The sequence below is a fragment of the Solidesulfovibrio sp. genome (assembly GCF_029978005.1).
Lineage (GTDB): Bacteria > Desulfobacterota > Desulfovibrionia > Desulfovibrionales > Desulfovibrionaceae > Solidesulfovibrio.
This window is the reverse complement of sequence record NZ_JARKOZ010000035.1, coordinates 1-13798: the sequence shown is the minus strand read 5'-3', so window position 1 is coordinate 13798 and position 13798 is coordinate 1. Positions and strand designations below refer to the sequence as shown.

Here is a 13798-nt window from a genome sequence, read left to right as displayed (position 1 = left end):
CATGCTGTCGCCTGCCACATCCATCAAGACCATTTTCTTTGCGCGCCCCTTGCGAAGCAAGAAATCTGTCTTGAAAGCATAATACCCGACAATCTGCCCCTCCGTCTCCAAGCTGCCAGTCCCGGCAGCCAAGCGCGCCTGGACCTTGGGCACGAGCGTGTAACCCATGGCTGGCGCGGCTTCCGGGCTCATGTATGGCGGCTCGTCTTTTGGAACAATACTCGTCGGATTGGTCGAGGGTTGGACATTGTCCCTGTTCATGGAGCCGTCGCCAGTCACAAGCCAATCTATCGAAATATTTTTCTTTCTTCCGATTTGAAGAAACCAGGCTGGCGGAATTTTATTCGTCCGGCCCGCCTTGTAGATGGCATCCTTGCTGATATCCAAGAAAGACGCGAGGTCATCGGGATTCCGGCCGCCAATGGCCTTAATCATCCGGCTTGTCACCGCCTCGAATTCCTTCCGACTTTCAGACGCCAAGTCGGAAGAAAAGTCGGAAACGGGCTTTTCTTCGTTTTTCTCTTTCATTACGCATAGTTGGTTAAAAAGTTACCCGCCGACCGCTGAAAAAAAGTCGGAAGTAGAGAATCCATCGTTGACGACTTTTCTTCTACTATGTAGAACTTTGGTCGTGAGCGACGGTTGACCCGCTACGAACGTAGCTACCAGGGCCGACCATTTAACTCAACGTCCGCCAACGCGGAAATATCGGATCAAGGGTTACGGAATTGATGCTCATGGCCAGACGCCGCAGCCTGCTGGACCTCCCCAGCCTCAACATCGACGGGGATATTTCCGCGTCCATGAACCGGATCGTCGAGGCTTCCGGCCTCTCCCGGTTCGAGGCCGTAGACCGTCTCAACCAGGCAGCCAAGCGGTACGGCGTGCGGCTTAGCGGGGGTAACGCCGAGGCCCTGACCCTGGCTACCCTGGAAAAATGGCTCAACCCCAACGAATCCAAGAATGTCCCGAGCACCAGGGCCTTGAACCTTTTTTGCCACGTTTTCGAGGCATCAGAGCCGCTTGACCTGCTGGCTCGGTCGCATGGCCTCGGCTGGCGGATCATCGAGGACGAGGACGCGAAGCTCCTGGAACTGGCCAGGACTGAACGGGAAATCAAGGTGCTACGGGCGCGCAAACGCAAGATCGAGGCGGAATTATGAAGCGAGATGGGAACAAAATTCGGGCGTGGCTGGTGGAACGGCGCATTTCGGTTTCCGATGTGGCCCGCGATGCCGGCATTGCCCGGTCCGTAGTCTCGGAAACTATCCATGGTCGGCGCAATAACCGCAAGGCCCTGCGCGCCCTGGTCGCTGTCGGCTGCCCTCCCCGATTGCTGGCCCTGCCCGAGGACATGAAGGCCCAACAGGCGGCCTAGCCTCTCCAAACAACGGACGGACGCTGACACCATGCAAGTCAGATACGCAGCTCAAGCCCTTGCCCTGGCGCTCGATATCTCGGAGCGGGCCACCCGGATGCGAGCCGACCGGGAAGCCTGGCCCTTCGAGGAAGAGCCCTGCCGCGGCGGCCAGCGCCGGCTGTTTCTTTCTTCCGCCCTGCCGGAGGACGTGCGGACCGCGCTTATCGCCTACGAGGGCTCGAACCTGCCGGCCGAATTCGGCGAAACGCCCCTGACCGAAGCCCAGCGGCGCAAGGCCCTGGCCAAGGCCGATCTGGTGCGGCTTTACACCGAGGCGCTGGCCAAAGCGGCCAACAAGGGGCGTGCCCGGGAAGAATTTGTCGCCGCCTATATGGCTGGCGTCTGGCCGGCCATCAAGGACGTGCTGGGGGACGTGTCCTGGAAGTCCCTGGAACGCTGGAAACTGGCCATGCGCCGGACCGGCTCGGCGCTCAAGCTGGCCGACACGCGCGGCGGCGTCCGCACGGCTCCCGTCGTGACCGATCGGCATGCCCAAATCCTGCTTGCCCTGGCGCGCCATCCCAACAGACCGCGGCTGGCCGAAGTCTGCCGCATGGCCCGGGAAGCGTTCAAAGCCACCGGCCTCCCCGACTGCGCCGATATCACCCTCTACCGCTACCTGAAAAAATGGATGACGCTCAATTACGGGGAATGGGTCTATGCCCGGCGCGGGCAAAAGGCCTGGAATGACGAGTGCTGCCCGTACATCGAACGCGATTATTCCAAGATCGGCGTGGGCGACATCCTGGTGGCCGACGGCCATGCCCTGAATTTCGAGATTCTCGACCCTGAAACCGGCAAGGGCGCACGTATGGAGCTGGTGCTGTGGTTCGACATGGCGTCCAGCTTTCCGCTCGGCTGGGAAGTCCTGCCCACGGAAAACACCCAGGGCATCGCATCCGCCTTGCGCCGCGCCTGCCTGCGCCTGGGGAAGTTCCCCAAAGTGGCCTACCTCGACAACGGCAAAGCCTTTCGGGGCAAGTTCTTCAACGGCGTGGACCTCGCCCAAAGCGGCCTCGGCGGCGTGTTCCAGGAACTTGGCGTCGCGCCGCTTTTCGCTTGGCCCTATCACGGCCAATCCAAGACCATCGAACGCTTCTTCAAGACCTTCGGCGAACTGGAACGCTGGATTCCCTCCTATGTCGGCACATCCATCGCATCCAAGCCGCCGCGGCTCATGCGCGGGGAAAAGCTGCACCGCAAGGTCTACGAGGCTTCCGGCGGCCGGCCGCTCACACTGGAAGAAGCCCACACGGCCATCGCCGCCTGGTTCGACGCCTACGCCGCACGGCCGCAACGCGGCCACCTTGGCGGCAAAGCTCCTGCCGTCGTCTTCGCCGCCGGAGCCGGCCAGGGCCTTTCCGAGGCCGAATTGCTCAAGCTGCGGCTTTGCATGCTCTCCAAGGCCGTGCGCCAGATCGAGCAAAACGGGGTCAGAATCTTTGGACGCTGCTACCGGCATCCCTTCCTGCACAGCCTGCGGCATCCGGTGCTCGTGCGCTATGACGACCAGGACCGGCGCTCGGTGCTCGTCTACGACCAAGCCGGCAAGAACCTGATCTGCGAAGCCACGCCCGCGCCAAAGGTCCACCCGGCCGCCCGCCTCCTGGGAACCGAGGACGACCAGGCCGTTTTGACCTCCGAAATCGCCTACAAAAAGGCCCTTGAGAACCAGGTCACGGCCAATGCCCGGGAATTCCTGGATTCGGTGGTCCTGCCCGAGACGCAAAACCGCATGCGGTTGGTGGCGGCCGGCAAGGCCGAGACTCCCGCCCTGCCGGAAATCAAGAAAGCCGACGTCGCCGACATCGAGGCCGCCAAATCCGCGGCACGGGCCAAGCTCGAAGCCGCTCCGGCCTATGTGCCGCCGGCGCAGATGGCAACCATCACCACCGAGCTCGACCGCTACGAATACCTTTTCAACGTGTCCGTCCGGGACGGCGTGGCCCTGCGTGAGGCCGACGCCGACTGGATGGCTCGTTACGAGCAAACCGAGGAATACGCGGCCTGCGCGCGCCGGCGCTTCGAGCAGTTGCGCACGGTCTACGCGCGCCGCCGCATGGCCGCCAACGGGGGAGGAAACGCATGAGATCGGTTTTTGTGGAGACGGGCAACGTGACCGCGTTCCGGCGGGCCGTCCTGGCCGTCGAGGATACGGAGCGCGGCCAACCCGGCATTGTCGTCGCCTGGGGACAGGCCGGCCGGGGCAAGACCTTCGCAGCCCGCAACAGCCACGCCGAGCGCGGCGGGGTCTTTCTCTCGGCCTGGGAAGGCATGACGCAGGCCGCCTTCCTGGGGCGGCTGTGCAAGGAGACAACGGGGGCGGAGACCGCGCCCCGCTCGGCCCACGCCTGCAAGGTACGCATCATCGAAACCCTGGAAAAACGCCGCCAACAAGGCATGGTCGCCACCATTTACATGGACGAGGCCGACCGACTGGCCTTTGGCCGCATCGAGGACCTGCGCGACATCCACGAAGCGACCGGTGCGGCCGTGATCCTGATCGGCGAAGAGGAGCTCATCGGGCTTTTGTCCGAGCGCCGCCGCATCTGGTCCCGCGTGACCCAGGAAGTCGCCTTCGGCCCCGTGGACGAAGCCGACATCGCGGCCTTCGCCTTGGAGGCGGCCAGCCTCGACCTGACGCCCGACGCCTGCGCCAAGGTCCGGGCCACGTCCGACGGCGACATGCGGCTTGTGCGCAACATGGTGCAGCTTCTGGAGCAGGCGGCCAAGGCCCGGGAAACGAACGTCGCCGACGCGGCCATGGTGGCGGCGATCCAGAAGCAGAAAAGCTGGAGGCGGGCATGAGAACCCCGGAAGCGAATCGCGTGCGTCTGGTCATCCAAGGGCTGTCCGTGGGCGGCAAGCAGACCGTTACCCATGCCCTCGTCTTCGAAGCTCTGGGCTGCACCGACGAACCGGCCAAGGCCCGTGTCCGGCGACAAGTCAACGACATGGTTCGCCGCAAGGAGCTCACGCGGGTGGAAGACGGCGTCTTCCGGTTCAACCCCGATGCCGTCGGCCAGCAGCAAGGGGAATTGCTGCAACGGGTATGGCGGGCGGTTCGGTCGGCCAAGCCCGGCTTTTCCTACCAGGACCTGGCCTCGGTCACCCGTGTTTCCTACGACCACGTGCGCCGCTACTGCCTGTGGCTTGCCGAGGACGGTTTCCTCAAACGGCATGGCATGCGCGGCCCGTCGCAACTGTTCCGGGCCACGGAAAAGGCCCGCCAGCAAGTCGAGACGCCCTATCCGCCGCGGCGGATCAACGATCCCTTTGAAGCCGAAAAGCGTTCCGCGTTGGAACTGCTTCGCCTATTCCTGCTGCATGATCCGTATCAGCCGGCCATGCGGAGCAAGGTTGTCGAGAACTGCCGGGCCATCCTGGCCCGGTTCGAAAAGGAGGAAGAGGAGGTTTCCCATGGCTAGAACGAAACCGAAGGTGGTGGTGCTGGCGGACCCTAAGGAAGCCGACGCGGCTCTGGCCGAACTGGCCGGCATCAAGCGCGATCTGGCGGCCCTGGAATGCGTCATGAACGAATCCATCGACGCCATCAAAGCCGAGGCCAAGGCCCAGTCCACACCCCTGACGGCACGCCTCAAAGACCTTGAGGCGGCCCTGGCCAACTTCGCCACGGCGCGCAAGGACGACCTGTTCCCGAAGAAAAAGTCCCTGGAAATGACCTTCGGCGTCCTGGGCTTCCGCCAGTCCACCAAGCTCAAGACCCTGGCCCGCTTCACCTGGAAGCTGGTGCTGGAACGGCTCCAAGAGCTGGCGGCCGGCCCGAACGGCGCGCCGTTTCACCAAGCCATCCGCGCAAAGCCCGAGGTGGACAAGGAAGCCATGCGGGACTGGCCGGAAGAGCGCCTGGCCGCGGTCGGCGTCCACAAGGTGGCCGAGGACGAATTCTTCTACGAGCTCAAGGCCGAGGCCATCGAGCACGCGGCCGCCTGATCCCTGCGAAACCGCCCGACGCGGGCGGTCGTCCGGGCGTGGCGGCCCGGGCCTGACGAGCAGCCCACACGTCAGCCGGCCCTCTGCCTTCAAAGCAGACGGTCTGTGTGCCGAAACCACGAGAGGAACCCCATGGCCAAGCGATCTTTCGTTCCCTGCGCCGCCATCTACGACATGCAAAGCAAGGTCTTTTTCGGAACCCTGCTGCCGGCCTCGCCGTTCACCTACGAGGCCGACAAGGACGAGCTTGTCGCCATCTTCGGGCGCATCCTGGGCGGACCGGCCGGGAGCTGGTCGCGGCTGACGCTTGGCCAGCGTAACCAGGTGCTCGACGCCCTGGCCACGCGGTGGCTGCCCGAGCATGCGGCCGTGGACATCCCGCTTCTGCCCAGGCGGCTGCGCACCTGGAAGAAAGGCGACAAGGCCGACGGCTACGAGCGCCTGGACATCCCGGCCGGCCCGCTGGCCCGGCAGAAGCGGTACATCGTCATGTTGTGGTGCCTACTCGGCTACGAGCCCAAGAGCCTGGACGGTCGGGTGTCCAAGCAGTTCGGCGTGGAGCGGTTCGTCTGGTTGAGCGAGCCGGACGCCCTGGCCACCTTGGCCAAGGACCTGTGGAGCCGCTGCCGCAAGGCCGGCATCGATCCCGAGCCGGCCGAGGCCGGCGGCACGCGGCGCGAAGCGGCCGTGGCCAGATGACGCATGGGGCCGGACGAACGCGAGGCGTTGCGGGCCGCCATCCTGGCCCGCCATCGGACCCTCTACGCTTTCTGCAAGGCCACCGGCATCACCAAAAGCGTGGTGCTCCAACTTCTGGCCGGCCGCTATCCCGGCAACGAGGAGCGCCAGGCGACGCGCATCCGGGCCGCCCTGGCCGATGCCCCGGTTGCGGACGTGACGCCCGGGGCCGTCTTCGCGGTGCTGGAGCGCATCGGCTGCGCTCGCTGCCGGGCCACGGACAAACGCCGCTGCCGCAGCTGCCGCACGCTTTGGGAGAAGCAGGTCGAGGCGCTGGCCGGCCTGTTCCGGCCAGCTGATTCGTAATCAGCTGATGCCGCCGAGCCAATGGCGACGACCTCATTTCTCAGATTGATTGCAGGAAACCGAATAGTAATGAGCGAGAAGCGCGCAAAAGAGAGCACGATTTTGCTCCGCATCCGGGGCAAGACGATCAAGCTGGAGCTGTTCCCGGCCACGTCCTGGGGCGGCCCGGCGGGTTGCTACCGGCTTCGTATTGGCGGCCGCTGGCATTCTCCCAGCAACGGCAAATACGAGTTCTTCGCGCCGGCCGGCATTGCCGGGCTGGTCGCTTCGCTTTTGCGCGGCGAACCGGTCAATCCCAAAGCCCGCCCGGAGCTTCGCCGGGGCGACCGTGTGCGCGTCCCGACCGGGAATGGCGCTTACGACAAGACTTTCGTGGCCGGCCCGCCGATCCTGGGCATGGACGGCCGCTGGTGGGTGACGGTCGCCGGCAGCGAGGAGATCGTAGCCGTGGACACTCTGCTCCCGCAAGAAAGGGGGAAACCATGAGCATCATCGACGACGTCTTGAAGCACTTTGCCGTCCCGGCCGATCCCGCGCCGGTCGATCCCGCGCCACAAGGCGCACCCCTGCCGCAGGCGGCACAGGCTCAGCTCGCGCCGGCCGCGGGGGCGCTCGGCGAATATGCCGGCCGTCTCGAAGCAATCGGCACCACGCTGACGGTCTCGCCCGCCGTCCAGGAATCGCGCCTCAAGTCCAGCAGGTTGTGGACCATGATCGGTACGGTGGCCACCCTGGTTTCCCAGCATCCGCTGGGCTTCGAGCTCTCGCCCGTGACCCAGGTGTGCATCGTGGGCGTGGCCGCCATCTATATCGCCGCCCGCAGCATCAAGGGCGAAACAACCGGAGTCTAACCATGGATCAACCGCTGGCGGCGACCCTCCTTAAAATCCTGTCGGCCATGGACGCGGGTTCGCTCTCGTTTCTGGTGGCCCTGGTCACGCTCACCCCTATGGGGCTGGTGCTCCTCATCGTGGTCTTTTGGCTGATCGAGGATCGCCGCCGGCGCGCCGATCTGACCCGCTACCAGAAGGACATGGACCGCATTCTCAAGGCCTACGGCGACGATTTGCGAGTGGTGACCGGCTACTACAGTGACAATGTCAAGCTCGTGAAAGACTACCAATCCCTGGCCACGAGCCTACACGACCAGGTGGTTCTCAACACGCAAGTCATGCAGCGCATGGTGGATGCCATCTGTACCAACCAGTTTTGCCCGCAGGGGCGCATTGCCAAAAACGAAAGCCCCATGAGGAGCGGACTATGATGAATCTCGAACGGGCGGCCATGGTCGGCCAGAAGACCGAAAAGGAGCTCACGGCCAAGGGCCTGGCCATCCGGGCCAGTGGCCTGCGGGATTCGCTGCGCCTGCTCCTTTTGCCCACCCTCCCGGTGGAAGCCCTGGAGGACGAACAGATCGCCGGCCATGCCGTGGATCTGGCCCAGGCCGTGATCGAGTTGCGGGCGGTACGTGCCGAGATCGCGGTCATCAATCGCCATCTGGGAGCCTGATCCCATGCCCGCCGTTGCCGGACGCCGGGAACATCCCATGGAGACCGTGGAGCGCGCCGAGGAGCTGTGGTGCGTGGACGGCCTGACGCTGGCGGATGTGTCGACGCGCACCGGGGTAGCCACCTCGACCCTCAAGCGGTGGGCCGAGAAGTACGGCTGGCAGGCCAAACGGGACGAAATCCGGCAAGCTCTGGCGAACATTCGCGTGGACACCATCAAGCTCCGCGCCAAGCTCATCACCAATTGCCTGGGCTCCATGCAAGCCATGGACGCCTTTGCCGTCGCCAAAATGGAGGAGGTGGCCATCAAGGCGGCCGAGCTGGCCGACAAGCGGGCCGAGGCCGCGCCGGCGACGGCCGCGCCCCTGCGCGAGATCGCCACCGAAGCCGACGCCGTGGCCGCCCTGGAAGAGGCCGTGGGATTGCGGCTGAACGCTATGCTGGCCAGCCCGGACAAGGTGACGCTTTCCGCCCTGCGGGAAGTCAAGCAGGTGCTCGATCTGCTCAAGGACATGCGGGCCGCCGCCGGCGCGGCCACCAGGGACGGGGCCGCGGGCCTGGAACACGGTATAACCGCCGCCACGGCCGAGCGTATCCGTGAGCTGCTCGGGGGACAGGAATGAGCAACGCGCTGCTGCTGCCTTATCAGGTCCGCTGGAACCGGGACACCAACCCGGTCAAGTTTTGCGAAAAATCCCGCCGCATCGGCTTGTCCTATGGCGATGCCTCCGAATCCGCCATGCTGGCCGGGCTCCAACGGTCGCAGGGTGGCATGAGCAGCTATTACATTTCCTACAACCGCGAGATGACCGAGACCTACATCAAGGACGTCGGGCACTGGGCGAAGGTGCTCAACCTGGCCGCGTCGGATTTCGAGGAGGTGATCCTCGAGGACGAAAAGGACATCCTCGCCTACCGCGTCCGTTTCGCTCCGGGGCACCAGGTGGTAGCGCTCTCCTCGAAACCCGAAAACTTGCGCTCCAAGCAAGGCCGTATTGTCATCGACGAGGCCGCCTTCTGCGACGATCTGGAAGAGCTTCTCAAGGCGGCCATCGCCCTAACGATGTGGGGCGGCATGGTGGAAGTGATTTCCACGCACAATGGCGAGTCCAACCCGTTCAATGACTACATCCTGGACATAAGAGCCGGAAAATTGCCCTACAGCCTGCATCGGTGCACCTTAGACGATGCACTGGAGCAAGGGCTTTACCGCCGCATCTGTCAGGTCCGGGGTCTGCCCTGGTCGCTCGAAGCCGAAGTCAAGTGGCGTCAGAAGCTGCTCGATCTTTACGGTGCCAACGCCGATGAAGAGCTTTTCTGCATTCCCGCGCGAGGAAAGGGCACCTACCTAACCCGCCAGATGATCGAATCGTGCATGTCGCCGGACATTCCGGTGCTGCGCTGGTCGCCGCCGGCGGATGATTTCGTGGACTGGCCCGAGGACCGGCGCTTCCGGGAAATGCGGGATTGGCTCGATGCCGAGCTGGGGCCGATCCTGGCCAAGCTGCCGCGCGAGCTTTCCGCTTTCGTCGGGGAGGACTTCGCCCGGTCCGACACCGGGGACCTGTCCGTGGTCTGGCCGCTCGTCGAACTGGAAAACCTCGTTTTGGCCACGCCTTTCGTCCTGGAACTGCGGGGTTGCCCTTTCCGCCAGCAGGAACAGACCTTTTTCTACATCTGTGACCGGCTTCCCCGTTTCGTGGGCGGAGCGCTCGATTCCCGGGGCAACGGCGAATACCTGGGGGAGGTCGCCCGGCAGCGCTACGGCCCGGAAATCATCAGCCAAGTCAAGGAGTCCGAGTCCTGGTATAGGGAGAACATGCCGAAACTCAAGGCGGCGTTCGAAGATAAGACCATCCTCATTCCGAAGGACTCTCTCATTTTGGATGATCTTCGGGCGTTCAAGATGGAGAAAGGCGTTCCCAAAATCCCCGAAAAGCGCACCGGGGGCAAGGGCGGGCAGCGCCACGGCGACGCCGGCGTGGCCGCCGCCTTGGCCGTGTTCGCGGCCAAAACCATCGAAGCCGAGCCTTTTACGGTGGAGACGGCCATGCCCTATACGGCCGACAGCCTGTTCCGGGGGTATCGATGAGCGATGGCTACCGCAGCTACCGCGAGGCTGGCATATTTGGCCGCCGCACCATCCTTCATGAACAGCTCCGTATCATTCGGCGCGCCGCCGGAAGAATGACGCTCCGTTGCGCCGAATGCGGCTGTGAGGTCCCGCTTTATGATGCCTATCGTTGCCGCTGGTGCAATTTTTCGTTTTGCCCCAGCTGCGCCGTCAAACATTTCGGACCGGACACAACGGATTGGAGCTTGCCATGAGTGCCCCAGGCCTTTGGATCAATGAACACGATTTTCTGGAGTTCGGGGCCACCTCCCTGGCCGAATTGCTCGGCGAGGTGGCCGTGGCCCCGGAGTCATGGGGCTGGCTCGGCTTGCTGCCCGATCCCGACCCGGTTTTGCGGGAGCGCGGCGACGACATCAAGGTGCTCGAGGACCTGACCGCCGACGGCAAGGTGTGTTCCTCGATCCAGGGCCGCAAGATCAAGACCCTCAACAAGCGGGACTACAGGTTCACGCCCGGCAAACTGGAGGGACAGGAGCCCACGCCCGAGGCCAAGCGCCTATGCGACGACCTGACGCGCGACCTGGAGCGGGTGGACCTTCATAACCTTTTTTCCCAGGTGCTGGACACGCCGTACTACGGCTACACGCCCACGGAAATTCTCTGGCGTCTGGACAGCGGCCGCATGCACGTGCGCGACCTGGTTCCCAAGCCGCGCGAGTGGTTCGTCTTCGACGTCGACGGCACCTTGTGCTTCCGGGGCGAAGAGGCCGTCATCACCGGGGACAAGGTGCATCCCTTCAAAATGGTCCTCTCCCGGCACTTTCCGACCTACAAGAACCCCTACGGCCTGCGCTTGCTCTCGCGTTGTCTGTTCCTGGTGGCTTTCAAGAAGGGGGGCATCGAGTTCCTCATGCGCTTCGCGGAGAAGTTCGGGATGCCCTGGGTGGTGGGCGAAGCGCGGCCCGGGGCGCTGCCGAAAGAACGCCAGGAAATGAAGACGGCCCTTTCGGCCATGATCCGCGACGCCGTGGCCGTGGTCTCGGGCGGGGCCAAGGTCCGTATCGAATCCGTGGAAGGCAAGGCCACGGGCGGCATCCACTTGTCCATCGTCAACTACATGGACGCGGCCATCGCCCAGATCATCCAGGGGCAGACGCTCACCCAGGAAATCGGTTCCAAGGGCAGCTACGCCGCCGCCAACACCCATTACGAGGTGCTGACGGACTACGCCGAGGCGGATGAGGCAATGGTGGTCACGGCCATGAACGACTTGGCCTGGGTTTACGGCCAGGTGAACGCGCCGGATGCCCTGACGCCCGTGTTTTCCTATGTGGAACCCGAGGACCTGGAAAGGAAGGCCAAGCTCGGACGCTCGCTTTACGCCCTTGGCGCACGTTTCAAGGAACCGTACTTCGAGAGCTTCGGCCTGACGCCCGAGGAATTCAGCGTGGCCAGCGTCGAGACGCCGGCCTCCGACGCCGGCGAATCCGCGGCGTTCGCTGCCGGCGACGGCCACTTCACCCCGGACCAGGAGGCCGTGGAACGGCTGGTGACGGAAGCCCTCAAGGACGGCGGCCGGGCCGTTCGCGACCAAGTCGGCCGCATCCTGGACCTTGTCGAACGGGCCGAGTCCTGGGAGGACGCCGAGCTCCTGTTGCTCGAAGCCTTCCCGGACCTGGACGACGGCGACTTCCAGACGGCCGTGGAGGCGGCGCAGGTTGCCGCCGATCTGCTCGGCCGCTACGCCGTGCGCCTGGAGACCGGCCGTGCCGGATAGCCCCTCGCCCATCGCCTTTACGCCGGTGCGGCCGGCCGAGGCCATCCGCTACCTGCAAGACAAGGTCGCCGTCACCCGCGCCCAGTTCGACCAGCTTTCCGACGCGGCCAAGGCCCGGGCGTTCACCGTCTCGGGCCTGGCCCGGCTGGACATGGTCGAGGCCGTGCGCCGCTCCATGCTCGACGCCATGGAAAACGGCGTGCCACTCAAGGAGTGGAAGGCCACCGTCAGCCAGGCCCTGGACGCGGCCGGCTTCACGGGCGAGCGGCCGCTTCGCCTGGAGACGATCTTTCGCACCAACGTCCAGTCCGCCTACATGGCCGGCCGATATAAAGAGATATGGGCCATGCGGGATACTTTTCCGTATGGTGAGTACATCATTGTCAATGACGGCCGTAGCCGCCTATCACACCGGGCACTTTCCGGAAAAATCTATCCGATTGATCATCCTTTTTGGCAGATATGGTGGCCGCCTAACGGCTACAATTGCCGCTGTTCTGTCAGGGCTCTGACCCGCCGCCAAGTCGAAGATCGGGGCCTGACCGTCGAGGACGACATCCCGGAGGAGATCGACACGGCTTCCGGGCCGGTGCGCATCGTCCCGGACCAAGGTTTTGCAACCAATGTGGGAAAGGACTGGCTGGAGTCGCTGACGCCCGGCCCCCTTGCCGAGGAGATAAGGCCTCTTGTCGCGCGGGCCATCTGCCGGGGCGGCCTGGCTTTTGCCGACGATCCCTGCCGGCCGCCGCTGGCCGGGCTCGATCCCCGCCACGTGCTGCGCGTGGATGCGGCCGACATCCTGCCGGCGGAACTGGCCCCGGAGCGCTACGTCCAGGCGTTCTTGTCCGAGTTTGGGATACCCGACATCGAGGGAACCAAGGTCGTTACCTTGCCCGGCGTGGAACTGCCCATGGTGGTCGGCAAGGGCTTTTTCATCGACAAGGGCAATGGGAAGTGGAAGGTCGACAAGTCGGGCCGTGCTCCCTACGTCCGGCTCTTGGCCCAAACCATCCGCAACCCCTACGAGGTGTGGCAAGTGCCTGCCGAGGTCTCGGGAAAACCCGTGGACACCTTGCGGCTGTTGCGCCTGTTCAGCCTGGACGGCAAGCGCATCGGCGGCTTTTCGGTATTCAATCTCGTCCGGGGCCGGGAGTGGCAGGCGGCGACGGCGTTCACGCCCAAGGTGACCGCCGCGTCAGAAGCCAGGATGCTCGAATACTTAGAAGCGCAAAGGGTGGGGACACTGGTTTTTCGGGAGGAACTCAAGGAGGGCGAGGCTCCTTGAGCGGCCGGCGCGCCTATCGATCCCCCTCGCCGGGGCTCGGCCGCGTCGTTACATCCTCATACGCCCTGTGTAGTCATGCCATTCGGACCGGTCAAGCGGTCCCCGACCTCTTAGACCGCTTTTGACCGCCTACCCCGTCCCGATCCCGGGACCGCTCCCTCGGCCTTCCCGATGCCCGCCCGCTTCGGCGACCGCCTCCCCGATTCTTAGACCCATTTTAGACCTAGGATTATCCCGGGATTATCCCACCTGTGCCCCGAAGCGCGGGGCATTGCCGCAATTGTGTCCGTGCGCGTCCGTATCGCGCTCCTTTGCCTTCGCCGCCTCGGGCATACCTGGGGCCATGGCAGCGCTCACCAAATGGATCGAAATCGCCCGCGCCGGCGGCCCGTTCGTGGCCCTGTCCGGTGAAGAGGTCACCATCAGCCGCGACGACCTCGACACGGCCGTAACCTCCTTCGACCCGGCCGATCGCCGCGTGCCGCTGGTGCTGGGGCATCCCAAGCTCGACGACCCGGCCTACGGCTGGCTGGCCGCCGTCAAACGCGACGGCGACGTGCTGCTGGCCCGCTTCGGCGACGTCCCGGAGCCGGTGCGCGAGGCCGTGGACCAGGGGCGCTACCGCAACGTTTCGGCCAAGTTCGCCCGGGGGTGGCGGCTTTGGCATGTGGGCCTGTTGGGGGCGGCCCAGCCGGCCATACCGGGCCTCAAGGAGGTCCGGCTGGCCGGGGCCGAG

The 13798-nt window shown here is 64.6% G+C and carries 17 protein-coding genes, 1 other RNA gene and 1 pseudogene; 18 read left to right on the top strand and 1 reads right to left on the bottom strand.

What is annotated here, in order from left to right:
* Positions 1-528: helix-turn-helix domain-containing protein (locus Q1K70_RS03595; protein ID WP_300155868.1), on the bottom strand; the 528-nt coding region annotated here is incomplete at its 3' end.
* A gap of 209 nt (positions 529-737) precedes the next feature.
* Between Q1K70_RS03595 and Q1K70_RS03590 the strand changes: the two genes are divergently transcribed.
* From Q1K70_RS03590 to Q1K70_RS03505, 18 genes and pseudogenes are all read left to right on the top strand, one after another.
* Positions 738-1163: a hypothetical protein gene (locus Q1K70_RS03590; RefSeq protein ID WP_300155865.1), complete on the top strand. Its 426-nt coding sequence runs from the start codon at positions 738-740 to the stop codon at positions 1161-1163.
* Entirely contained in the window at positions 1160-1378 is a 219-nt protein-coding gene (locus Q1K70_RS03585; protein ID WP_300155862.1) for a helix-turn-helix transcriptional regulator, read from the top strand. The genes Q1K70_RS03590 and Q1K70_RS03585 overlap by 4 nt, the downstream gene beginning before the upstream one ends.
* 31 nt (positions 1379-1409) lie before the next feature.
* A complete protein-coding gene (locus Q1K70_RS03580; protein WP_300155859.1) occupies positions 1410-3509 on the top strand; it encodes a Mu transposase C-terminal domain-containing protein in 2100 nt (699 codons plus the stop codon).
* Positions 3506-4228, top strand: coding sequence for an ATP-binding protein (locus Q1K70_RS03575; protein WP_300155857.1), 723 nt, complete (start codon positions 3506-3508; stop codon positions 4226-4228). The genes Q1K70_RS03580 and Q1K70_RS03575 overlap by 4 nt, the downstream gene beginning before the upstream one ends.
* The gene (locus Q1K70_RS03570) at positions 4225-4848 is read left to right on the top strand and encodes a hypothetical protein (protein WP_300155854.1); all 624 of its coding nucleotides are present in this window, start codon (positions 4225-4227) and stop codon (positions 4846-4848) included. The genes Q1K70_RS03575 and Q1K70_RS03570 overlap by 4 nt, the downstream gene beginning before the upstream one ends.
* Entirely contained in the window at positions 4841-5374 is a 534-nt protein-coding gene (locus Q1K70_RS03565; RefSeq protein WP_300155851.1) for a host-nuclease inhibitor Gam family protein, read from the top strand. The genes Q1K70_RS03570 and Q1K70_RS03565 overlap by 8 nt, the downstream gene beginning before the upstream one ends.
* A gap of 3 nt (positions 5375-5377) precedes the next feature.
* Positions 5378-5443, top strand: an RNA gene (locus tag Q1K70_RS03560) — hammerhead ribozyme type II.
* A gap of 63 nt (positions 5444-5506) precedes the next feature.
* Positions 5507-6073 (top strand): phage protein GemA/Gp16 family protein, encoded by a 567-nt coding sequence (locus Q1K70_RS03555; RefSeq protein WP_300155849.1) that lies wholly within the window; start codon positions 5507-5509, stop codon positions 6071-6073.
* 3 nt (positions 6074-6076) lie between these two features.
* On the top strand, positions 6077-6418 hold the full coding sequence (locus tag Q1K70_RS03550; protein WP_300155846.1) for a hypothetical protein: 342 nt from the start codon (positions 6077-6079) through the stop codon (positions 6416-6418).
* 69 nt (positions 6419-6487) lie between these two features.
* Entirely contained in the window at positions 6488-6904 is a 417-nt protein-coding gene (locus Q1K70_RS03545; protein ID WP_300155843.1) for a hypothetical protein, read from the top strand.
* On the top strand, positions 6901-7269 hold the full coding sequence (locus Q1K70_RS03540; protein WP_300155840.1) for a hypothetical protein: 369 nt from the start codon (positions 6901-6903) through the stop codon (positions 7267-7269). Before Q1K70_RS03545 ends, Q1K70_RS03540 begins: the two co-directional genes overlap by 4 nt.
* Before the next feature lie 2 nt (positions 7270-7271).
* The gene (locus tag Q1K70_RS03535) at positions 7272-7682 is read left to right on the top strand and encodes a hypothetical protein (protein WP_300155838.1); all 411 of its coding nucleotides are present in this window, start codon (positions 7272-7274) and stop codon (positions 7680-7682) included.
* Positions 7679-7927 carry a hypothetical protein gene (locus Q1K70_RS03530; RefSeq protein ID WP_300155835.1) on the top strand — a complete coding sequence of 83 codons (249 nt, stop codon included), beginning with the start codon at positions 7679-7681 and terminating at the stop codon, positions 7925-7927. The genes Q1K70_RS03535 and Q1K70_RS03530 overlap by 4 nt, the downstream gene beginning before the upstream one ends.
* A gap of 4 nt (positions 7928-7931) precedes the next feature.
* Entirely contained in the window at positions 7932-8549 is a 618-nt protein-coding gene (locus tag Q1K70_RS03525) for a hypothetical protein (RefSeq protein ID WP_300155832.1), read from the top strand.
* Positions 8546-10018 carry a hypothetical protein gene (locus tag Q1K70_RS03520; protein ID WP_300155828.1) on the top strand — a complete coding sequence of 491 codons (1473 nt, stop codon included), beginning with the start codon at positions 8546-8548 and terminating at the stop codon, positions 10016-10018. The genes Q1K70_RS03525 and Q1K70_RS03520 overlap by 4 nt, the downstream gene beginning before the upstream one ends.
* A 232-nt stretch (positions 10019-10250) precedes the next feature.
* Positions 10251-11777 (top strand): DUF935 family protein, encoded by a 1527-nt coding sequence (locus Q1K70_RS03515; protein WP_300155825.1) that lies wholly within the window; start codon positions 10251-10253, stop codon positions 11775-11777.
* Positions 11767-13062, top strand: coding sequence for a PBECR2 nuclease fold domain-containing protein (locus tag Q1K70_RS03510; RefSeq protein WP_300155822.1), 1296 nt, complete (start codon positions 11767-11769; stop codon positions 13060-13062). The genes Q1K70_RS03515 and Q1K70_RS03510 overlap by 11 nt, the downstream gene beginning before the upstream one ends.
* A 343-nt stretch (positions 13063-13405) precedes the next feature.
* Positions 13406-13798: pseudogene (locus tag Q1K70_RS03505) on the top strand (hypothetical protein); the annotation flags it as partial.